18 protein-coding genes are annotated in these 20250 nt (G+C 42.7%); 7 read left to right on the top strand and 11 right to left on the bottom strand.

The genetic code is table 11. The annotated features are described in order from the left end of the window. Window positions 1-100: 100 nt before the first annotated feature. The gene (rsmD, locus tag GVX98_RS08760; RefSeq protein ID WP_004980922.1) at window positions 101-667 is read right to left on the bottom strand and encodes a 16S rRNA (guanine(966)-N(2))-methyltransferase RsmD; all 567 of its coding nucleotides are present in this window, start codon (window positions 665-667) and stop codon (window positions 101-103) included. Window positions 668-669: 2 nt separating this feature from the next. Then, the gene (mrdA, locus tag GVX98_RS08755) at window positions 670-2715 is read right to left on the bottom strand and encodes a penicillin-binding protein 2 (RefSeq protein WP_035326902.1); all 2046 of its coding nucleotides are present in this window, start codon (window positions 2713-2715) and stop codon (window positions 670-672) included. A 241-nt stretch (window positions 2716-2956) separates the two neighbouring features. Here mrdA and GVX98_RS08750 point away from each other — a divergent pair, with 241 nt between their 5' ends. The 4 genes from GVX98_RS08750 to GVX98_RS08735 all read left to right on the top strand — a co-directional run bounded on the left by GVX98_RS08750 (window position 2957) and on the right by GVX98_RS08735 (window position 5872). Then, window positions 2957-3475, top strand: coding sequence for a hypothetical protein (locus tag GVX98_RS08750; RefSeq protein WP_159127835.1), 519 nt, complete (start codon window positions 2957-2959; stop codon window positions 3473-3475). A 63-nt stretch (window positions 3476-3538) separates the two neighbouring features. Continuing rightward, complete coding sequence (locus tag GVX98_RS08745; RefSeq protein ID WP_004694304.1) at window positions 3539-4855, top strand: hypothetical protein; 1317 nt, start codon at window positions 3539-3541, stop codon at window positions 4853-4855. Window positions 4856-4932: 77 nt separating this feature from the next. Next, window positions 4933-5592 (top strand): adenylate kinase, encoded by a 660-nt coding sequence (gene adk / locus GVX98_RS08740; RefSeq protein ID WP_004980915.1) that lies wholly within the window; start codon window positions 4933-4935, stop codon window positions 5590-5592. An 82-nt stretch (window positions 5593-5674) separates the two neighbouring features. Then, the gene (locus tag GVX98_RS08735) at window positions 5675-5872 is read left to right on the top strand and encodes a hypothetical protein (protein WP_159127834.1); all 198 of its coding nucleotides are present in this window, start codon (window positions 5675-5677) and stop codon (window positions 5870-5872) included. An 11-nt stretch (window positions 5873-5883) separates the two neighbouring features. Here GVX98_RS08735 and nth read toward each other — a convergent pair whose 3' ends face one another. Both nth and GVX98_RS08725 read right to left on the bottom strand, forming a co-directional pair. Further along, window positions 5884-6594, bottom strand: coding sequence for an endonuclease III (nth, locus tag GVX98_RS08730; protein ID WP_159127833.1), 711 nt, complete (start codon window positions 6592-6594; stop codon window positions 5884-5886). A gap of 3 nt (window positions 6595-6597) precedes the next feature. Continuing rightward, window positions 6598-7392: an RnfABCDGE type electron transport complex subunit B gene (locus tag GVX98_RS08725; protein ID WP_159127832.1), complete on the bottom strand. Its 795-nt coding sequence runs from the start codon at window positions 7390-7392 to the stop codon at window positions 6598-6600. Window positions 7393-7739: 347 nt separating this feature from the next. Between GVX98_RS08725 and gdhA the strand changes: the two genes are divergently transcribed. Then, window positions 7740-9083, top strand: a complete 1344-nt coding sequence (gdhA, locus tag GVX98_RS08720; RefSeq protein WP_004980905.1) for an NADP-specific glutamate dehydrogenase — start codon at window positions 7740-7742, stop codon at window positions 9081-9083. A 77-nt stretch (window positions 9084-9160) separates the two neighbouring features. Here the strand turns inward: gdhA and GVX98_RS08715 are convergent, their stop codons facing one another. The 3 genes from GVX98_RS08715 to rlmH all read right to left on the bottom strand — a co-directional run bounded on the left by GVX98_RS08715 (window position 9161) and on the right by rlmH (window position 11452). Continuing rightward, window positions 9161-9943: an META and DUF4377 domain-containing protein gene (locus GVX98_RS08715; RefSeq protein ID WP_159127831.1), complete on the bottom strand. Its 783-nt coding sequence runs from the start codon at window positions 9941-9943 to the stop codon at window positions 9161-9163. 141 nt (window positions 9944-10084) lie between these two features. Then, a complete protein-coding gene (locus GVX98_RS08710) occupies window positions 10085-10861 on the bottom strand; it encodes a dioxygenase (RefSeq protein ID WP_159127830.1) in 777 nt (258 codons plus the stop codon). A gap of 108 nt (window positions 10862-10969) precedes the next feature. Next, window positions 10970-11452 (bottom strand): 23S rRNA (pseudouridine(1915)-N(3))-methyltransferase RlmH, encoded by a 483-nt coding sequence (gene rlmH, locus GVX98_RS08705; RefSeq protein WP_004980899.1) that lies wholly within the window; start codon window positions 11450-11452, stop codon window positions 10970-10972. Between the two features lie 146 nt (window positions 11453-11598). On the opposite strand from rlmH, the gene GVX98_RS08700 reads away from it, so the two are divergent. Then, window positions 11599-12540, top strand: coding sequence for a M28 family peptidase (locus GVX98_RS08700; protein WP_159127829.1), 942 nt, complete (start codon window positions 11599-11601; stop codon window positions 12538-12540). Between the two features lie 241 nt (window positions 12541-12781). On the opposite strand, the gene GVX98_RS08695 is transcribed toward GVX98_RS08700, so the two are convergent. The 4 genes from GVX98_RS08695 to GVX98_RS08680 form a co-directional block, all read right to left on the bottom strand. Further along, on the bottom strand, window positions 12782-13162 hold the full coding sequence (locus GVX98_RS08695) for a VOC family protein (protein ID WP_004980894.1): 381 nt from the start codon (window positions 13160-13162) through the stop codon (window positions 12782-12784). A 128-nt stretch (window positions 13163-13290) separates the two neighbouring features. Beyond that, window positions 13291-15720, bottom strand: coding sequence for an endopeptidase La (gene lon, locus GVX98_RS08690; RefSeq protein WP_159127828.1), 2430 nt, complete (start codon window positions 15718-15720; stop codon window positions 13291-13293). Between the two features lie 148 nt (window positions 15721-15868). After that, complete coding sequence (locus tag GVX98_RS08685; RefSeq protein WP_159127827.1) at window positions 15869-16459, bottom strand: 5-formyltetrahydrofolate cyclo-ligase; 591 nt, start codon at window positions 16457-16459, stop codon at window positions 15869-15871. A 71-nt stretch (window positions 16460-16530) separates the two neighbouring features. Further along, window positions 16531-16926, bottom strand: a complete 396-nt coding sequence (locus tag GVX98_RS08680) for a MerR family transcriptional regulator (RefSeq protein WP_159127826.1) — start codon at window positions 16924-16926, stop codon at window positions 16531-16533. 82 nt (window positions 16927-17008) lie between these two features. On the opposite strand from GVX98_RS08680, the gene GVX98_RS08675 reads away from it, so the two are divergent. Continuing rightward, the gene (locus tag GVX98_RS08675; protein WP_159127825.1) at window positions 17009-19969 is read left to right on the top strand and encodes a heavy metal translocating P-type ATPase; all 2961 of its coding nucleotides are present in this window, start codon (window positions 17009-17011) and stop codon (window positions 19967-19969) included. The last annotated feature ends 281 nt before the right edge of the window (window positions 19970-20250 follow it).

Below are 20250 nucleotides of genomic sequence, written 5' to 3'. Positions count from 1 at the left end.
TTGATCTTTATACATAGCGTAGCTCAGAACCACACTAATATGCACTAAGAGCAATTTCTTTCGTGATGGTGTAAATCAAAAGGGCGTAAAAGTGTCTAGATTATGGGGAAACCACCACTTTCTTTTGATATAAACCTGCACGTACAGTCCCAGCTTTGGTGCTCTTCACTTGCACCCACGATGCTGGAAGTTTTAATAGATTCAAATCCCGATCGGCTTCTACATAAATATAGCCATTATTTTGAATCAGTGGATCCGCCAAGAGGGCCAGTTCTTCCCATAGCTCTAGGCTGTACGGAGGGTCTAAAAAGACCAAATCAAACTGTTCATTTAAGGTGAGTAATGTTTGCTGTGCAGTCGCTACTTTTAACTGGGCACGAGACTTAGGAACTTTAAGGAGTTCCAAGTTTTGCGTTAAAAACTGTGCTTGACTGCGGTCAGGTTCAATCATTACTACCTTTGATGCACCACGAGATAAGGCTTCAAATGCCAATGCACCCGAACCTGCACAAATATCCAAAACATTGGTATTTTGCACATCCCACATGAGCCAATTAAACAAAGTTTCACGTACGCGATCGGGCGTAGGGCGTAAACCCTCAATACTAGCAAAAGGCAGTTGGCGACGTTTCCAGTCCCCTCCAATGATGCGGAGTTGATTTTTCATAGTTAGTCTGACTCCACAGGTACAGAAGGTGGTGTAGCTGAACGGCTGGTATTTGCTGCCGTTGATGCGGGTGCTGTATTTGAAGTACTGGTTGGTGCTGCCGTACTTGTCCCAGTTGTGGTCGCTGGTGGAGTGCTACCACTTGGTAATTCACCCGGTTTAATCCCCGCTGTCATCAAGCCGCCACTAATTTGATGGTTTTGTGGACGAATTGGGTTTTTATGACGTGTGAGCAGCCAGTAGTCTAAGATCGGACGAGCCAGCTGTGCCGCAGAACCACCATGACGACCATTTTCCCACACTACTGCAATCGCAATTTCAGGGTTTTCCGCAGGTGCAAAGCCCACGAATAAACCGTGGTCTAATTGACGTTCGGTCAGCAGGGCTTCATTGTAGCGTTTACCTTGGGCAATACTTTTGACCTGTGCAGTACCGGTTTTACCTGCAATTTTATACATTGGCGTACGAATGCCACGTCCAGTCCCTGTTTCAATGACATCGACCATGGCATCACGCATTTGTATCCAATCTTGGTCCGTGCCATTGAACTGGATTCTGCCATCAGGCGCATTTAAGTCTTTATGTGGTTTTGCACCTTTACTGGTTTGTAAAACATGCGGAATCACATGTGAACCATGGTTGGCGGTAATGGCTGTTGCCATAGCCAGTTGTAGTGGGGTCGCAGTAAAAGCACCTTGTCCAATACTCACTGAAATGGTTTCCCCTTTGAGCCACTTGGCATCACGGGTACGCATTTTCCATTCTGGGTTGGGGTAAAGACCTGTACTTTCACTTGGTAAATCCACACCAGTTTTTTCACCAAAGCCAAACTGGCGCATCCATGTGTTCATTTTTTCAATGCCCATACGGAACGACAGAATGTAGAAGAAGGTATCACAAGAGACTACTTGTGATTTATGCAAGTTGACTACGCCGTGTCCTGATTTTTTCCAGTCGCGGAATTTATGCGAATCGCCCGGAAGTGTGAAATAGCCATGATCGGAAATGGCCGTGCCCCAATCAATTAAGCCATAATGAATACCACCTAAACCAAACATCGGTTTAATAGTCGAGCCAGGTGGGTAAGCGCCTTGCACAGCACGGTTATATAGCGGTTGATCGAGGTTATCGCGTAAACCACTATAGTCGGTATGGCTAATCCCTGTGACAAACAGGTTAGGATTAAAACTTGGACTTGAGACCAAGGCGAGGATTTCACCTGTACGAGGATCCATCGCCACGATTGCACCACGACGACCTGCAAGCTGCTCTGAGGCAACCGTTTGCAAGCCATAATCGAGTGAAAGATATAAGTCATTCCCACGAACGGGTTCTTTGCGACCTAAATGACGTAGTACGTTACCGTGTGCATCGGCTTCGACCGACTCATTTCCTGGCACACCATGTAGTAAATCTTCATAGGAGTTTTCTACCCCAATTTTACCAATCAGGTTAGTGCCCGCATACAAATCTTTATTGATGCTTTTTAATTCTTTATCGTTAATTCGACCCACATAACCAATCACATGGGCAAATAGCTCACCGTGTGGATAGTAGCGCGTCATCTGAGTTTCGATATTCACCCCAGGGAATTGATATTTAACTTCGCTAAAGCGAGCAATATCGTTTTCATTGAGATTAAGTTTAATGGAAACGCGTTCAGTTTTACGTGAGGCTTTAATACGACTGTTAAAGCGTTCAATATCATCTGGTGTGAGTTCTAAGATTGGGGTTAAACGCTCAATCGTGGCATCAATATCCGTCACATCCGCTCGACTCATCGTCGCGGTAAAGACAGGATAGTTGTCCGCCAACAGCACACCATTACGGTCATAGATATAACCACGCGCAGGGGCTAAAGGTTGTAGGCGAATACGGTTTTGATCGGATGCCGTTGAAAACTCGTCAAATTGAACCAACTGCAAATAGGCGTAGCGAGTGACTAAAATCAGCAAGAAGAAAACCACAATACCCATGGAGATAAAGGTACGATTTCGAAAAATGCGCTTTTCTTGTTGGACATTTTTTAAAGGAAAGTGCTGTTTCATACCAAATCGACTTAAACACATGGACAAAGAGGAAAATACCTGCGCGCTATTCTAACGCATGTCACACTGTTTTGATATTTGTTATCGCTGCTTCTGCTTTTCATTTTTGCCTAAATTTTGACTTTATAGACATGAAAAATATAAATTGCTGTATATAAGTGTTTTATAAATTCTGCTACAGTCAAAATCCTGTAAAAAGGGACCAATTACTAAAATAACATTACGGATAATGGTGACAATAATGACAAGAATTTATCCGGTGTTGGCACTTGTTGCCTGTGCAAACGTAGCCTACGCTCAAGATAATTCCTTTTTGCCAGATGCGAAAATTCCTGCTGGCAGTGCTCAAACGTGGAATGTAGGGGCTGGTGTAACGCAGAAATTACTGCACACCAATCTGGAATGGGTCAATCCTTATGGCATTGTATACGCAAAAGCTGGGGTGTTTATCAATGATGATTACCCTGTAGGTGGTCAACTGGGGTTTAGATTTCCTGTGCATTTTACTGGTAAAGATAAAAATGGTTATTATCTCGGTGTTTACGCAGGGCATATTGACAGCAAGAAAGTAGATGGCGAGTACGAATCTCGCCTTGGTGGTGGTGTAGATCTTGCTTATGTGTTACTGAGTCCTGAACGAATCAGCACTTTCAGTGTGGGGATTGGTGCAGGGGAAAAACTTGAAGCCAAATCCGGCTATGTGGTTGCAGAAACCGAACCGAGACTACAATTTTCCTATACTCTAAGTTTCGGTTTGTAGACACAATATCTTTTTTAAAACGCTATATAATTCAGTTAATAAAATTAAATATGGAAGTTATGCATGCTTGAGTACGTCAATCAGTTGTGGCAAACCTTTTTGAATCGACCCGATTTTTGGGCTGTACTCAGCATTATTCCTGTGACTGCTTTTGTGACTTGGGCGCACGTTTGGATGGCCTTGAAAATGGTCTTTTACCCGATTACTTTTTGGGGTTTTCATATTGGACCTTTGCCTGTGGGTTGGCAGGGTATTGTGCCCAGAAAAGCGGGTCGTATTTCAGGCATTATTACGGATAACACCTTATCTAAGCTTGGTTCTTTGCGTGAATTTTTAGACGCAATGGATCCTGAGGATATGGCGCGAATCATTGGTGAGCAAGTTGGTTTTGAACTTGAGCACCTGATTGATGAAGTCATGATTGACCGCAATGCAGTACTTTGGGAAAACTTACCTTACTCGATTAAGCGTCGAATTTATGCGCAGGCACACAAACAGCTTCCGGCTGTGCTCAGAGAATTAGTGACCGAACTGACCATGAACGTCGAGTCACTTGTAGATATGCGCGATATGGTGGTCAGCCAAATGGAAGGTGACCGCAGACTAATGGTGCGTATGTTCTTGAAAGTGGGTCAGAAAGAAATCAACTTTATTTGGCATATTAGTGCCCTCATTGGGATGTTCTTTGGTATCTTTCAAATGATTGTTTGGTTTGTGGTGCCATGGCATTGGACCGTGCCATTCTGGGCCGCGGTATGGGGCTTCTTAACCAACTGGATTGCGATTTGGATGGTGTTTAATCCAATTGAGCCACACTATGTTCGATACTTACAACTGACTGAATTAACAAAAGATCGTAAGTTTCCATGGATTAAGCCTGTGATTCCACGCATTGGGACTTATAATGTGCAAGGCGCTTTCATGAAGCGCCAAGAAGAAGTATCTGATGTGTTTGCAAGTGTAGTCACAGAAGACCTGATTACGTTAAAATCCATCATGACCGAAATGATGTATGGCAATAAAAAAGACAAGACGCGTCGTATTGTCAAACGTCATATTAATGAAATCATGGAAACACCATTGGTGAGAACGTCTTTGCAGCTGTCTTTAGGTCCACGTGAATACGCAAAACTGAAGACGGACTTGATTGATCGTTCAATTGAAATTACGATGGTGCCTGTATGCGACCCAGCGTTCAATGCGAGCCGTGCACAGAAAATCTATCAAATGTTTAGAGACCGTATTCGGGAGCTAACGCCGAAAGAATTTCAAAACTTATTACGTCCTGCATTTCAGGAAGATGAATGGATTTTGATTTTATTGGGTGGGGTAACAGGCTTCATTGCGGGTACAATACATTTGTTTGTAGCTTTCTTATAATTAGATGCTAAAAATATGTCGAATTTGTCGGCATGTATAAAGTGTCAAATATATTGTTTAAATGAGGATGTTTTTTTATGCGCATTATCTTACTCGGACCACCTGGAGCAGGTAAAGGTACACAAGCTCAGTTGATCTGTAAGCGCTACAATGTCCCACAAATTTCAACCGGTGATATGCTCCGTGCTGCAATTCGTGAAGGAACTGAACTCGGTCTACAAGCTAAAAGCGTGATGGACAATGGTGGTCTTGTATCTGATGAACTGATCATTGGTTTAGTGAAAGAACGTATTGCGCAACCTGACTGTGTAAATGGCTGTATCTTTGATGGTTTCCCTCGTACAATTCCTCAAGCCGAAGCGCTTGAAAATGAAGGTATCAACATTGATCACGTGATTGAAATTGATGTTCCTGACGAAGAAATCGTACAACGTCTTTCTGGTCGCCGTCAGCACCCTGCATCGGGCCGTGTTTATCACATCGTTTACAACCCACCTAAAGTGGAAGGTAAGGACGACGAAACTGGTGAAGAGCTGGTACAACGTCCTGATGACCAAGAAGCAACAATTCGTAAACGTTTAGGTTCATACCACACTGAAACTGAACAGTTGGTTGGTTTCTACCAAGGTCGCGCAGCGTCTGGTGAAAATGCACCAACCTATGACAAGTTGAATGGCTTACGTCCAATTGACGAAGTACAAGCAGATTTGTTTGCGATTCTTGATCAAGACAAATAATTGCATGTTTTAAACATGGCAATGTTTTGACATTGAAAGAGCTCTAAGTCATATTAGGGCTCTTTTTCTTGATCCTCTAAAAATGGAGTCGCGTGTGGCACAAGTTGGAATCATTGTTTTAATTATTGTTGCTGCGGCGGTATTGGTGGGTTTGTTTTATATCAGCGTAAAAATGCTACGCGATGTCAGTAAACAAGAAAAAATGTCGAAGAATCAGCCAGAACGTCAGTTACATCCGAAGTTGCAGCAAGACTTAAAAGATAAATCCAATCAAAAATAAAAAACTGAACTTTAGTGTTCAGTTTCTATGGTCATTGTGGAAATACGTGCTGCGCCAAATTCAAAACGATCTGGCCAGTTACACACATCTGAAACGATGCACTCATGGCATTTTGGTTTGCGCGCGATACAGCAGTATCGACCATGTAAAATGAGCCAATGATGCGAGTCGACAATAAATTCTTTCGGAATGACTTTCACTAAACGGTGTTCGACTTCAAGCACATTTTTGCCGACAGCTAATCCCGTACGATTGCCTAAACGAAAAATATGCGTATCGACCGCCATCGTCGGTTGTCCAAAAGCAGTATTTAACACCACATTGGCTGTTTTCCGTCCTACGCCGGGCAAAGCTTCTAAATCGACACGGTTGTTTGGCACGATGCTGTTATGTTTTTCAATCAGTATTTTACAGGCTTTGATCACATTCTCAGCCTTTGCATTATATAAGCCTATGGTTTTAATATAGGTTTTTAAACCATCTACACCTAAGGCATAAATCGTTTCAGGTGTATTGGCAACTGGAAAGAGTTTATCTGTGGCTTTGTTGACACTCACATCTGTCGCCTGAGCAGACAAGGTTACAGCCACCAACAGCTCAAAAGGACTCGAATAATTCAATTCAGTTTTGGGATTTGGGCGTTGCGCACGTAAACGTTCAAAAAAGATTTGGATTTGCTTTTTGGTCATGTTTTTTACAGGTTTTCCGCTTGTCGTTAGCATGTTTTAAACTCCCTGTAACTGTTTAAGCTGTTGGGTTAAGTCATCTAACAACAGACGTTTTTTTGCATCTTCACGAACACTAAGCTGCTTTTCTAATTTTTTAATTTGTACGCGTAATTTCGCCAGCTCAATGGTGGATTTTGCATCGAGCTTTGCTGCCATTTCTGGTTCTTTTTCAATGATCTGAATATCAGGTACAGCATCGTTCTGTGCTGAAAACTGGGCAAATAAAGCCGTATCAATTTCCGCGCGAACCACTGGGCCTTTACGGTGTAGGCGCTGTTTTTCTTCACGTTGAATATGTGCGTAATAGCGTTGTCTTAAATCATCTTGCTCAGCTTTGCGCAAGATTTCCGTTGGTATGCCGTCTACATCTGGAATAAGGTCAATACAGTCGACAGGACAAGGTGGGATACACAGTTCACAGCCTGTACACAGATCAGTCAAAATACTGTGCATAAGTTTACCTGAGCCAATAATGGCATCTACAGGACAGGCACTAATACATTTGGTACAACCAATGCATTCATCCTCACGAATGATTGCTTTCATTCTCTGTGGGCGGCCATCGGCTTGAATAGGCCAAACACTTTCTTCTGCAATTAATTCTGGCCTGTTTAGCAACTGAGCCAATGCATCGGCTACAGGCTGCCCGCCAGGTACACATTTATTGGCTACTTCACCTTCGCTGATGGCTTGGGCATAAGGCAGACATCCATCACGATGTCCGCAGAGTCCACATTGGGTTTGGGGAAGGAGAGCATCGATATTTTGGATCAGGGAAATGTGCGAATTCATGCGTAAACCAATCCTGCAGATGAATTTGCAGAGATATTAGAAGAAATAGGTAGATCACTGAATTTTACCATGTTTTTTTTGATTAATCCTGTGTTCTAAAATGGTTCATTAACTGCATCATTTTTGAGCAAAAAAAGATTTTAAGCCTGTGTTTTCATTGGTGTTTTTTTATAACTAATTTCTAGGTATATTTTATATAAATAATTGTTATATAAATGATAAATATGTTTTTTTATAGAAATGTGTTGTGAATTGTTGGTAAAAGATATTTAATTGTTTGCGCCAAAATTTAACATTGTTTATAAAATTTGACCAATTTTGATCCATTTTCTGCTGAGGATTAAGCGTTGAAATATAACAGCCTTAATGAGTTTTTAGATTACGTGAAAACACGTGATGAACATCAACCCGAGTTTCTACAAGCGGTAGAGGAAGTCATGACCAGCCTTTGGCCGTTCATTGAAAAAAATCCTCGTTATGCAGATCACGGTTTGCTCGAGCGTTTGGTTGAGCCAGAGCGTGCGATTCAATTCCGTGTTTCATGGGTGGATGATCAAGGTCAAACCCATGTAAACCGTGCTTTCCGTGTTCAATACAACTCGGCAATTGGTCCATTTAAAGGCGGTATGCGTTTTCACCCATCGGTGAATTTATCGATCCTAAAATTTTTAGGCTTTGAACAAACTTTTAAAAATGCGTTAACGACACTTCCAATGGGTGGAGGTAAAGGCGGTTCAGACTTTGATCCTAAAGGGAAGTCCGAAGGCGAAATTATGCGTTTTTGCCAAGCCCTAATGATTGAGCTATACCGTCACCTAGGTTCAAATACGGATATCCCTGCGGGTGATATTGGCGTGGGTGGCCGTGAAGTGGGTTATATGGCTGGCATGATGAAGAAGCTGAGTAATGACACTTCATCTGTGTTTACGGGTAAGGGTTTAACCTTTGGTGGTTCTTTGGCGCGTCCTGAAGCAACGGGCTACGGCACAGTGTATTTTGCTGAAGAAATGCTGAAAACCCGTGGCGACTGCTTCCAAGGTAAAACAGTCACGATTTCTGGTTCGGGTAACGTAGCACAATATGCTGCTGAAAAAGCAATGTACCTAGGTGCAAAAGTCGTTTCATTGTCTGACTCTGCGGGTACCGTATATGTGAAAGCAGGCTTTACCGATGCTTTACTGGCTGAAGTAATGGAACTGAAAAATGTAAAGCGCGGTCGTATTTCTGAGTTTGCGTCTAAGCATGGCTTTGAATACTTAGAAGGGCAGCGTCCATGGTCTATTCCATGTGATATTGCACTGCCATGCGCAACTCAAAATGAGTTAGATCAGGCGGATGCTGAAGTACTCCTTGCAAATGGAGTTATTTGTGTCGCTGAAGGAGCGAACATGCCTTCTACTTTAGATGCAGTCGAAAAATTCGTTGAAGCGAAAATTTTATACGCACCAGGTAAAGCTTCGAACGCCGGTGGTGTTGCGACCTCTGGCCTAGAAATGTCACAAAATGCTTTGCGTTTGGGTTGGACTTTTGAAGAAGTCGATGAGCGCTTACATGCGATCATGAAAGAAATTCACCGTAACTGTGTGAAATACGGTACACAAGCAGACGGTACTGTGAACTATGTAAATGGTGCCAACATTGCAGGCTTTGTAAAAGTTGCAGATGCAATGCTTGCTCAAGGCGTATTCTAAGTTTTGTACACTTAGATAAATACCCAATAAAAAAACCGAGGCTTGAGGCCTCGGTTTTTTTCTAGGTCATTGAACGATTACAATGCGCCTTTTACCGCTTCACGTTCAATAATCATGTCTTGAACATAAGCATATTTTGACTGGTCAGCCGCAGGGTTGGCAATTTCAAAACGTTTAACACGTACGATTTGACGTTCTTTCGGATTGTGAGTGAAGCCATCAATGTGGTTATAGAATAACGTCCAGTCTTTATCGACCTGTGTTTTTACGCCATTTTCAGCATATTTAACTTCACGAACTTGTAGGCATTCCATACGGGCAACACCTGCAGAACATGTTTTAGTTTCAGGTGAAATTTCTAAGAAAACAGTTTCACCTTGGCTTTGATATTTCGATTCAGCAGTTTGCTTACCTGTGAATACAATTTTTTCACCTTTTGCCGATACCACGGTTAGTGTTGGTGCATCAGGATCATTTAGGTTTAAAACAAACGGTGCCTTACGGTTGTCAAATAAATCTGCTGCAACGCCTTCTTGAGCCATGGCTTTTGGTTCACATGCCATTTGAGTCGCCATCAGGTTACCCGTCACGATTTGATTATTCTCAACTTTCCAACTGGTACCCATACCGTTACAACTGGTTGTAATGCCTAAACGACCTGCTTGTTTGTCAAAGTTTAAAACCAAAGGTTTAGGCGCATCCACGGTGTTCGCACTCCAATGGTAGTTTGCGAGTGTTTGATCTGCATTTTGTTGTTGTAGTACAGACACAGCCAAATCTCCTACTTTTTGAATATCAGATGATTGGCAAGCAGCCAGTGCGAGTGGGAAAAGGGCAATCGCTAAATATTTTAATTTCATGGGTTACAAGTTCTTGATTTAAAATAACAAGATACATGATATCCGATCTTCTTTTTAAAAGAATGGATACATTCGGTTCTTTTGGGTTTCAAAATGTATCCATAAATATTTTTTTGTTAACATATAAGTAAGATTTATACATTAATCGAAACGGTAAATGTCCATGCCCAGTGCACCCATGGTAAAACTGCTATGTACAATATTAAAACGATGACCTGTACCCATCGCAAAAAATATTGGGGCAAAGTGTTCTAAGGTTGGGTGGTTACGACGGACAAAAGGAATCGATTCCCAGTCTAAAATGGCGTCAAAGTCCTGATGGCTAAGTTTCGCGACCACATGATTACGAAACGTCGACGCCCACTCAGGTACCGTTTGTGACTGACCATGCCAAGACAACTCGGCTAAGTTATGGGTAATACTCCCTGAGCCAATGAGCAAGACCTGCTGCTCGCGTAGTGGCGCAAGGGTTTGTCCAATTTTATAAATCTCCTCTGCCGACAGATTCATCGGGAGTGAAATTTCCACCACAGGGATGTCTGCATCTGGATACATATGGAGTAAAGGCATCCAAACGCCATGATCACGCGGACGAGTACTGTTTGCATGAGCTGAAAAACCCGCTTCTGCCAATAAATGTAGAATTTCTTCGGCTAAAACAGGCTGACCAGGTGCTGGGTAGCGAATGTCATAAAGCTCAGCAGGAAAGCCTCGAAAGTCATGCCATGTCTCAGGACGGACTCCAGTACTTACTTCAAGTGAGTTACTTTCCCAGTGAGCGGACATAATCACAATTGCTTGTGGTGTCGGTAAGTTTAGACCCAAACGATGTAACGCAGGCCCAACTTGCTCTGGATTCAACGCAAGCATGGGTGAGCCATGAGAAATGAATAAGCCGGGTAGCGTTTGTAAGTTCATTGTGAAAGCCTAATAGGAGAGGATGAAAAGAATTTTGTCAGATTCTCATCATCTGTGTAATGGGGGAAATATCAACGTATTGTTCCAAAAATGGAACATTGCTTGAGCTTAACCTGCACGATGATAAGGGTGATTATGGTTAATACTCATCGCACGGTAGAGCTGTTCAATCAGCATCACGCGAACCATCGGGTGAGGTAAGGTCAGTTTGGATAAAGACCAATGCCAAGCAGCTGCTTTACGTACTGCTTCAGAGTGACCGTCAGGCCCACCAATTGCCAGTACAATATCATTGCCCTCAAGCATCCATCCTTTCATGGTTTCTGCCAGTTTTTCGGTGCTAAACTCACGGCCACCGACTTCTAAAGCAATCAGCACTTCGTTGCCTTTCATTGCATTTAAAATGCTATCACCTTCAATTTGACGGTATTTTAAAATATCTGCTTCTGAATCATTTTTACCGCGCTTTGCCATTGGCAGTTCAATAATCTGCGTTTGCACAAAGGGTTGAATACGTTTGAAATAATCTTCAAAACCAGTCAGTACCCATGCAGGCATTTTTTGACCAATGGTCAGAATACGGATTTTCATAATGGGTCATGTATAAGGAGACGATCCATTATAACGGTGAAAGCAAGGCTTTGCAGTGAGACGAAACAAAATGCAATTGAATTCACTGAACTAATGTTGCTTAATTCAACAGATGAGAGGAATAAGAAATACTTGGAATAATAACAATGTGGCTCAAAACTTTAAAAAAACAGGCTTTTTTGTTGATTGTTGTACTGGGTACTTTCACAGGGCAGGTGTTTGCAAGCAACGTCAAAATGGCTGATGAACAAAATCTACAAGTTTATTTGGAGCAAGTGATTGGTCAGGGCAAAGCACGTAACTATAAAAACCTTGATGAACTGAACCGTGTCTCTGCATGGATCAAAGAACAAATGCGCTTATTGGGCGTTCCGTGTCACTATCAAAACTTTACGGCCAATCAGCAAATTTACCGAAATGTAGTGTGTAGTTTAAACGTCGGACGGGCAGACCGCGTGATTGTTGGGGCACATTATGACGTCTTTGGCGATCAAGATGGTGCAGATGACAATGCCTCTGGCGTTGCAGGGGTAATTGAAACGGCGCGTATTTTGGCAGAGCAAAAGTCTAAACTGCCTAACAATGTGGACTTCGTGTTCTATAGTTTAGAAGAACCACCGTTTTCTAAAACTGAACAAATGGGCAGCTATGTGCATGCGAAATCGGTTCAGTCACAAAAAGATAAGATTAAAGGTGTGTATATTTTAGAAATGATCGGATTCTTTAGCGAACAACCCATCCAAAGCTATCCTGTGGGCTTAAAGTGGATTTATCCAACCCATGGTAATTTTATTGCGACAGTGAGTAACGTGAGCTCACGTGACTTAGGCGCAGGCTATTGTACAGCGATGCAGCAACTTGATCAGTTGGAGTGTCAGCGTTTGGTTGCTCCAAGCTTTGCCAACGCTTTTGATTTTTCAGATCATTTGAATTATTGGGAGTTTGATATCCCCGCAGTCATGATTACCGATACCGCATTTTATCGAAATGGTCACTACCATACCAAAGCAGACCGCTTAGCGACGTTGAATTTGACCAAAATGGCGAATGTGATCGATGGGCTGGTACAGCATTTATTGAAACCTTAATGTATTTTGAGCCATAAAAAACGCAGTTCCCAAGTAGCGAGAACTGCGATAAAAGGTCATCCGTCTGGAGAATCAGATGACCATGCAATTTCAAATCATCAATAAAAAGAAACATACAGCGCGTATCTGTTCTTATTATTTATATCGGGCTTTTTATCGATTTTTCAAGTCTGAGTCATGATAGAGGAAAAGGTTTAATACAAAAATTCAAACCAACTAAGCGAAAATGGGTAGATTCATTTCACGTCATGGAATGTAGGCCAATCATATTTCCTTCGCTATCAAAGGCCAGCACAATAAAACCATATTCACCAATGGCCGTTTTTGCTTCATGAATTTTTCCACCAGACTCAACAAGTCGGCTCGCTTCATTCGCACAATCGTCACATGAAAAATAGATTAAGGTACTGTTTCCTCCTGCGGATAGGCCTGGCATTTTCACCAGTGCACCTGAAGCACCATAGGCTTGCATGTCTGAGGGGAAAGCCCACATTTGCAGTGAATTATCATCTGCTGGTGGGGTTAATTCAGTTAATTGAATATTAAAAACAGATTCATAAAATTGTTTGGCACGAGATAAGTCATCCACATAAATTTCAAACCAGCCAATCGGGTTTTTCATTTTAGTTGTCCTACATGTATCCCTTGATCAAATTATTGTAGGAAATAAAAGCATAAAGATGTGTGGTGTTATCTACAGTAAATTGTAATAAAAAAGAGAGCCGAAGCTCTCTTTTTTACGATGCGGAATTAGTGGCGTGCAGCTTTTTTGCCTTCATCGACCACTTTCACTATTGGTGCTTTGACCAAAGGCTCAGGCATAGAGGTCAACGCCAGTGGTAAAATCTCATCAATCGATTTCACTGCTTTAATCTCTAAACCTTCTTTAACATTGTCTGGGATTTCAGATAAATCACGGACGTTGTCTTGAGGAATGAAGACCAGCTTAATTCCACCACGATGTGCAGCCAATAGTTTCTCTTTCAAGCCACCAATGCGCATTGCACGACCACCGAGACTGGTTTCACCTGTCATGGCAATATCTGGACGAATTGGGATGCCTGTGAAAGCAGAAACCAATGCAGTTGTTAACGCTAAACCTGCAGAAGGGCCATCTTTTGGTGTTGCACCTTCTGGTAAGTGGACGTGAACATCCGTTTCTTCAAAGCGGGTCGATTCGATACCTAATTCATCTGCACGGGTACGCACGACAGTCATAGCTGCGGTAATGGATTCTTTCATCACGTCACCGAGTGAACCTGTGGTGATGAATTTACCTTTACCTTTCACAGCAGCAACTTCAATGGTCAACAACTCACCACCGACTGAAGTCCACGCTAAACCGTTTACGCGACCGACTTGGGCTTCGTCTTCCGCCATACCAAAGTCAAATTTATGTGGACCTAAGTAGTCTGGAAGGTTAGCCGAAGTCACGTCGACTTGTAGGTTTTTCGCCTTCTTGCTGACCGCTTCTTTTACAACTTTACGGGCAATTTTAGAGACTTCACGCTCTAAGCTACGCACACCGGCTTCACGTGTATAACGTTGTACGATGTCACGAATCGCTTCTTCATGAACAGTCAATTCTTTCGCACGTAAACCATTGTTCTTCATTGCTTTCGGAACAAGGTAACGCTCAGCAATATTCACTTTTTCATCTTCGGTATACCCCGGTAGACGAATCACTTCCATACGGTCAAGCAATGCTTCAGGAATATTCATGCTGTTCGCAGTACAGATGAACATCACTTCAGACAAGTCCAGATCAAGATCTAAATAGTGATCGTTAAATTTGCTGTTCTGTGATGGATCAAGTACTTCAAGCAACGCAGAAGCAGGGTCGCCGCGGTAGTCTTGTGCCATCTTGTCGATTTCATCGAGCAAGAACAAAGGGTTCTTCACGCCAACTTTCGTTAACGACTGCACAATTTTACCTGGCATCGCACCGATATAGGTACGACGGTGACCACGGATTTCCGCTTCGTCACGTACGCCGCCGAGTGCCATACGCACAAACTCACGACCTGTCGCTTTCGCAACCGATTCACCCAGTGAGGTTTTACCAACGCCCGGAGGACCGACTAAACATAGAATCGGACCTTTGAGTTTTTTCACGCGCGATTGAACTGCGAGATATTCCACAATACGATCTTTCACGTCATCTAAGCCGTAATGATCGGCATCGAGAATTTCTTGCGCTTTGCTTAAGTTAATGCTGACTTTGCTGGCTTTATTCCAAGGCGTATCTAAGATAGCCTCGATATAATTGCGCACCACAGCCGCTTCACTAGACGCAGGTTGCATTGCTTTGAGTTTGCGGAATTCGCTTTCAGCTTTTTTACGCACATGTTCAGGTAAATCAGCTTCAGCAAGACGTTTTTCAATTTCTGCAACGTCATCTTCCGCACCACCATTCATGTCAGAAAGCTCACGCTGAATGACCTTCATCTTTTCATTGAGGAAGTATTCGCGTTGATTTTTCTCCATTTGACGCTTCACTGAGTCATGTAAAGTTTGCTCAATCTGTTGTTCTTCAGATTGTTGCAATAAATACGTCATCAGTTCTTGTAGATGTGCTTCAAACTCATCGTGTTCGAGGAATTTTTGCTTCACATCAATATTCAGTGGAACACGGGTCGCTACGAAGAATAACAATTGGAGTAAATCGTCAATCTTGTTCGCAGCAGCAATCAGTTCACGTGCATTACGCAGTTTTGCTTCAGCATATTGAGCAAACAGAGCACGTAATTCTTGAACACGTGTTTCTTGCGTTGTTTCGTCAATGTGGACTGACATTGGGCTAAGCGCATGTTCTGCGGTTAGATAATCATTTTCATCAATGATTTTTTCTAGCTTTGAACGATGCAAGCCTTCAATTAATACTTTTATACAGTTTTCATCATTTTCATGATTCACAACTTGCACAATCTTCGCGACAGTACCGTATTGATATAAGTTGTCGTGATCAATTTCTTCTGAAAGAGAATCTTTTTGAGCAACTACAAATACTAGATTGTCACTGTTACGAGCCACATCAACTGCATTGATCGATTTTTCACGACCTACAAATAGCGCGATTTGCATGTGTGGATACACCACCACATCACGTAACGCTAAAAGTGGTAATACACTTGGAACCTGAGGCTCTAAGGTTTCTTGATTCATAATAATTTCAGACATGGGCACTCCTAATGAGTGACAACGGTGTTGCCATGTTTTTTATAGTGATGGGTATTTTAAAAAATACAAGGGCAGGTCAAAATAAATTGTATAAAAAATGACTAAACATGTGATTTTTAAGTATTCTCAATAGTCAATAATGTCAATTTTAGCGCTTGAAGCGTAAATGCTGTTGAGGTGTAAGCAGCCCATCCAAAGGTTGATCCCATGTTTCTCGAATCAAGCGCTGTGGAACCAACTGGAAGTGATGGGCTAAACCCAAACGAAATGGACGGTGATAGGGTGCAGAAGCCAAGGTTTTATCATAAAAACCACCTCCCATGCCAATGCGTGTGCCATAAGGATCACACGCCAATAAGGGCATGAGTAGCAGATCTAAATGTGAAACGTGCTGGCCACGTGTTGCCATAGGTTCTTGCATACCCAGCGGATGGTGTGAAAAGCGTTTATTTTGAAATTGATTGCGTGAAACTTTGACCCACACCAAGCGCTGATTCATATTGCAAATCATCGGTAAATACACCGACTTTTTTTGATGAAAGCAATATTCAATGATTTTACGGGTCTGAATTTCCCCAAAAGCATGTAGATAGATCCCGACACGGGTGGCATGTTTAAATTCGGGCACACGTCTTAAACGTTGTAAAATTTGAAGTTCGGACTGCTGCTGTTGATAGGCGGAAACTTGTCTGCGTTGTTTGCGAAGCTGTTTTCTGAGTTGGGCAAGTTCAATCGACATGGTGAACGCAGTCCTGAGAATCGAAAAGGTGTGTGTGAAAATGATCGTCAAATTTAAAAGATGGTATCTGTTTATGGTGCAATCGTTGAACCTTTTTTTAGCTCTTGCAAAATTGGGCAGCAACTGTCGGTGGTGGTTTTACATTCATCCACCCAGCTTGAAAGGCGTTGTTTCAAAGCATTCAGCTCTTGAATCCGTTGATCAATTTTTTCCAGTCGTTGCTGAATCACATGACGGACTTTTTCGCGATCGTCCAGTTGCAAATGCAATAGATCTTGAATTTCACTGAGCTGTAAGCCCGCATCTTTGCCTTTTTGAATAAAGCTTAAGGTTTCAATGTCTTGTTGGCTGTAATAACGATAGTTTTGTGTGGTTTCAGGAATGCGCATCAGACCAATCCGTTGATAATAACGAATCGTTTCCACATTCACCTGACAGTGTTTTGCCAGCTTGCCGATAGTGAGCATAAAATAATCTCCAAAAGGCTTGACTCAGTACCTAGGTACAGACTTTATGCTAACACAATCAAAAAATAAAAGGTGAGTCAGAATGAGTGAGCAACACAAAACGTCTTGCTGTGCTAAACAGAAATTAGCGCCGATGGTGGTGAATATCGATCCTGTCTGTGGGATGATGGTCGCAGAGGACTCTCCTCATGTGTATGAGCATCAATCAGTTCGTTATTTGTTTTGTTGCTCAGGCTGTTTAAAGAAATTTTCGGCCAATCCAGAGGCTTATTTAACATCAGAAAAAGCGCCCAGTGCTTGTTGCAGTAAACCCAAAGTAGATTTAGCTGAGGCATGTTCTCAGGCGAAAGAGGAAGGCACATTAGTTGCATCTAAGGGTTGTGGTTGTGGATCAAAACCTGTGTCAGATGCAGAGAAGACCACATTTATTGACCCTGTGTGTGGCATGACCGTCACAGACTTAAGTAAACCGCATACTGAATGGCAGGGGCAGGACTACTATTTTTGTAGTGAAAAATGCTTGCAAAAGTTTATTGCAACTCCAAAGGCTTATGTAAAGGTTGAACCTTCAGATTCTGCAGTTAAAGTCTCCGCTTGTTGTAGTTCGACCTCGAAAGTGGTGAAGAAAAAAACATCTTGTTGTGAGCCTAAGCCGCAAACAGAACCAGACAGCAAAGCAAGTTGCTGTGCACCCAAGCCGAAGGTAGAAGTTGCCAAAAGTAGTTGCTGTGGTGGTGGGAAACATCAACATGAACATCATGCTCCATCTGGATCAGCTGAGTTTATTGACCCCGTATGTGGTATGTCAGTCGATCCGAATACAGAGTTAAAAACGGATTATCAGCAACAGACTTATTATTTCTGTAATCCTTCCTGTTTAGATAAGTTTAAAGGGGATCCTGAGTTTTATCTGATTCCACCCGATCAGCGTCCTGTGCCTGAAGGGGCTGCGGATATGGACTATACCTGTCCGATGGACCCTGAAATTGTACAAAAAGGGCCGGGGACGTGTCCGATTTGTGGTATGGCACTGGAGCCGATGCAACCGACTTTAGATGATGCACCCAACCCTGAATTGGTGGATTTTAGCCATCGTTTTTGGATGACCTTACCGCTGACGTTGATCGTGTTTGTACTGGCGATGGGTTCACATATTCACAGTTTCATTTCACCGCATATTCAACCGTGGATTGAGCTGGTCCTCGCGACCCCAGTGGTGCTCTGGGCAGGTAAACCCTTTATTGAACGTTGCTGGACCTCATATAAAACCCGCAACTTAAATATGTGGAGCCTCATTGGTGTCGGGGTGTTGGCGGCCTATATTTATAGTGTAGTGGCAACGATTTTCCCAAGTGTAATTCCAATGGAAGCCAAAACAGGGCATGGCGTTGCAGTGTACTTTGAAGCAGCTTGTATGATCGTGTCTTTAAGTTTACTTGGGCAAATCATGGAGTTAAAAGCACGTGCCAAGACTGCAGATTCACTCAAAGCCTTACTCAAACTGCAAGCCAATACGGCCAAGTTGGTTCAAAACGATCAAGTGGTAGAAGTGGATATTGGTATGGTCAAACAAGGCGATATTTTACAGATTTCCTCGGGCGAGCAGATTCCACTGGATGGTGTGGTGGTTGAAGGCAAAACCTATGTCGATGAAGCCATGATGACCGGTGAACCTGTGCCTGTGAAAAAGCAAGTGCATGACACGGTGATCGGCGGGACGGTCAATCAACAAGGCAGTATTCGTATTCAAACCACGGCGGTCGGGGCGAATACCACTTTGGCGAAAATGATTCAGACGGTGGCAGAAGCACAGCGTTCTAAAGCACCGTTACAACGTTTGGCCGATGTGTTTGCCAAATATTTTGTGATTGTGGTGTTACTGATTAGTGTGTTGACCTTTGCCGCTTGGATGGTGTTTGGTGGTGCACAATTTGATTTGGCACTGATGTGTGCGGTGGCGGTACTGATTATTGCCTGCCCATGTGCGCTGGGTTTGGCAACACCAATGTCTGTGATGGCCACTACAGGTCGTGCGGCACAAAAAGGGGTACTGTTTAAAGATGCAGAGGCGATTGAAGCTTTAAGTAAAGTGAATACGCTGATTGTCGATAAAACAGGGACTCTGACGGAAGGTAAACCAAGCCTTAAAGAAATTCAGTTGCTCAGCCCAAATGTGAACCAAGCGCAAGTGGAACAGTGGATTGCTTCGATTGAGCAATATTCAAGTCACCCGATTGCTCAAACTTTGACGCAAATTGTGCCTGCACAACAGTTGCTGAAAGTGGCAGACTTTGAGGATGTGACTGGTTTTGGGGTCAAAGGTCAGATTGGCGAGCAAGCCCTCTATATTGGTAGCCAAAAGCTGCTTGAACAGCTCGGCATCACTTTAGATGATACTTTGCAAAGCCAGTTGAATCAGCAGCGTGCGACAGGCAATGTGATCAGTTTCTTAAGCAATAGTCAAGAAGTGCTGGCTTATATTTCTATTCACGATGCGATTAAGGTCAATGCTCAGCAAGTCATTCAACAGTTGATTGATGATGGTATTGAAGTGGTCATGGCAACAGGTGACCATGAACAAAATGCCCAGTTGGTGGCTAAGGAATTGGGTATTCAACAAGTCTATGGCAACTGTACGCCAACTGAAAAACTGGACATCGTGAAGAAATATCAGGCTCAAGGTAAGATTGTCGCGATGGCGGGAGATGGCATTAACGATGCACCTGCTTTGGCACAAGCCAATGTTGGAATTGCCATGGGTAATGGAACTGATATTGCTAAACAAACCGCACAAGTCACCTTGGTTAAAGGTGATATTCGTGGTGCAGCCGATGCCCTGCATATGGCGAAACTGGGTGTGCGTAATATGAAACAAAACCTTGCTTTTTCTTTTGTGTATAACGGCTTGGGTGTCCCTGTCGCAGCAGGGATTTTCTATCCCTTAACAGGGTTATTACTCACCCCGATGTTCGCTGCTGTGGCGATGTCACTAAGCTCACTGTCAGTGGTCTTAAATGCTTTACGTCTACAAAAGAGTAAATAAGCGCTTTTAGATTTTTACAGTCTCTTTTTAAGTTGAGTTTTAAAAAGCATCTTTTCAACAAAGGTGCTTTTTTTATGATGATTCGTGCTGGAATGAAGCGCAGCGCGAATAAACATTGATTTTTCAAGCCTCTTTTCTTGATTCAACTTGATTTAAAGAGCCTTGATCAGATTCGAGGGAGTAAGGTTGTAAATTGATGTATTTGGGTAAGGCATGGCGCTTGAATGAGCGTCATCTCGTAAGACATTTTGAAATTATATAAAACAGTAACTTAAAAAATA

This window comes from Acinetobacter sp. 8I-beige (assembly GCF_902505955.1).
In the GTDB taxonomy this organism is placed as follows: domain Bacteria; phylum Pseudomonadota; class Gammaproteobacteria; order Pseudomonadales; family Moraxellaceae; genus Acinetobacter; species Acinetobacter johnsonii.
The sequence above is the reverse complement of the archived record's forward strand: the minus strand, read 5'-3'. Positions and strand labels throughout refer to the sequence as shown.

Bases quoted from the DNA above. Each gene is read 5' to 3' on its own strand.
- rsmD (WP_004980922.1), bottom strand. From the start codon at position 667: ATGAAAAATCAACTCCGCATCATTGGAGGGGACTGGAAACGTCGCCAA.
- mrdA (WP_035326902.1), bottom strand. From the start codon at position 2,715: ATGAAACAGCACTTTCCTTTAAAAAATGTCCAACAAGAAAAGCGCATT.
- GVX98_RS08750 (WP_159127835.1), top strand. From the start codon at position 2,957: ATGACAAGAATTTATCCGGTGTTGGCACTTGTTGCCTGTGCAAACGTA.
- GVX98_RS08745 (WP_004694304.1), top strand. From the start codon at position 3,539: ATGCTTGAGTACGTCAATCAGTTGTGGCAAACCTTTTTGAATCGACCC.
- adk (WP_004980915.1), top strand. From the start codon at position 4,933: ATGCGCATTATCTTACTCGGACCACCTGGAGCAGGTAAAGGTACACAA.
- GVX98_RS08735 (WP_159127834.1), top strand. From the start codon at position 5,675: ATGGAGTCGCGTGTGGCACAAGTTGGAATCATTGTTTTAATTATTGTT.
- nth (WP_159127833.1), bottom strand. From the start codon at position 6,594: ATGCTAACGACAAGCGGAAAACCTGTAAAAAACATGACCAAAAAGCAA.
- GVX98_RS08725 (WP_159127832.1), bottom strand. From the start codon at position 7,392: ATGAATTCGCACATTTCCCTGATCCAAAATATCGATGCTCTCCTTCCC.
- GVX98_RS08715 (WP_159127831.1), bottom strand. From the start codon at position 9,943: ATGAAATTAAAATATTTAGCGATTGCCCTTTTCCCACTCGCACTGGCT.
- GVX98_RS08710 (WP_159127830.1), bottom strand. From the start codon at position 10,861: ATGAACTTACAAACGCTACCCGGCTTATTCATTTCTCATGGCTCACCC.
- rlmH (WP_004980899.1), bottom strand. From the start codon at position 11,452: ATGAAAATCCGTATTCTGACCATTGGTCAAAAAATGCCTGCATGGGTA.
- GVX98_RS08700 (WP_159127829.1), top strand. From the start codon at position 11,599: ATGTGGCTCAAAACTTTAAAAAAACAGGCTTTTTTGTTGATTGTTGTA.
- GVX98_RS08695 (WP_004980894.1), bottom strand. From the start codon at position 13,162: ATGAAAAACCCGATTGGCTGGTTTGAAATTTATGTGGATGACTTATCT.
- lon (WP_159127828.1), bottom strand. From the start codon at position 15,720: ATGTCTGAAATTATTATGAATCAAGAAACCTTAGAGCCTCAGGTTCCA.
- GVX98_RS08685 (WP_159127827.1), bottom strand. From the start codon at position 16,459: ATGTCGATTGAACTTGCCCAACTCAGAAAACAGCTTCGCAAACAACGC.
- GVX98_RS08680 (WP_159127826.1), bottom strand. From the start codon at position 16,926: ATGCTCACTATCGGCAAGCTGGCAAAACACTGTCAGGTGAATGTGGAA.
- GVX98_RS08675 (WP_159127825.1), top strand. From the start codon at position 17,009: ATGAGTGAGCAACACAAAACGTCTTGCTGTGCTAAACAGAAATTAGCG.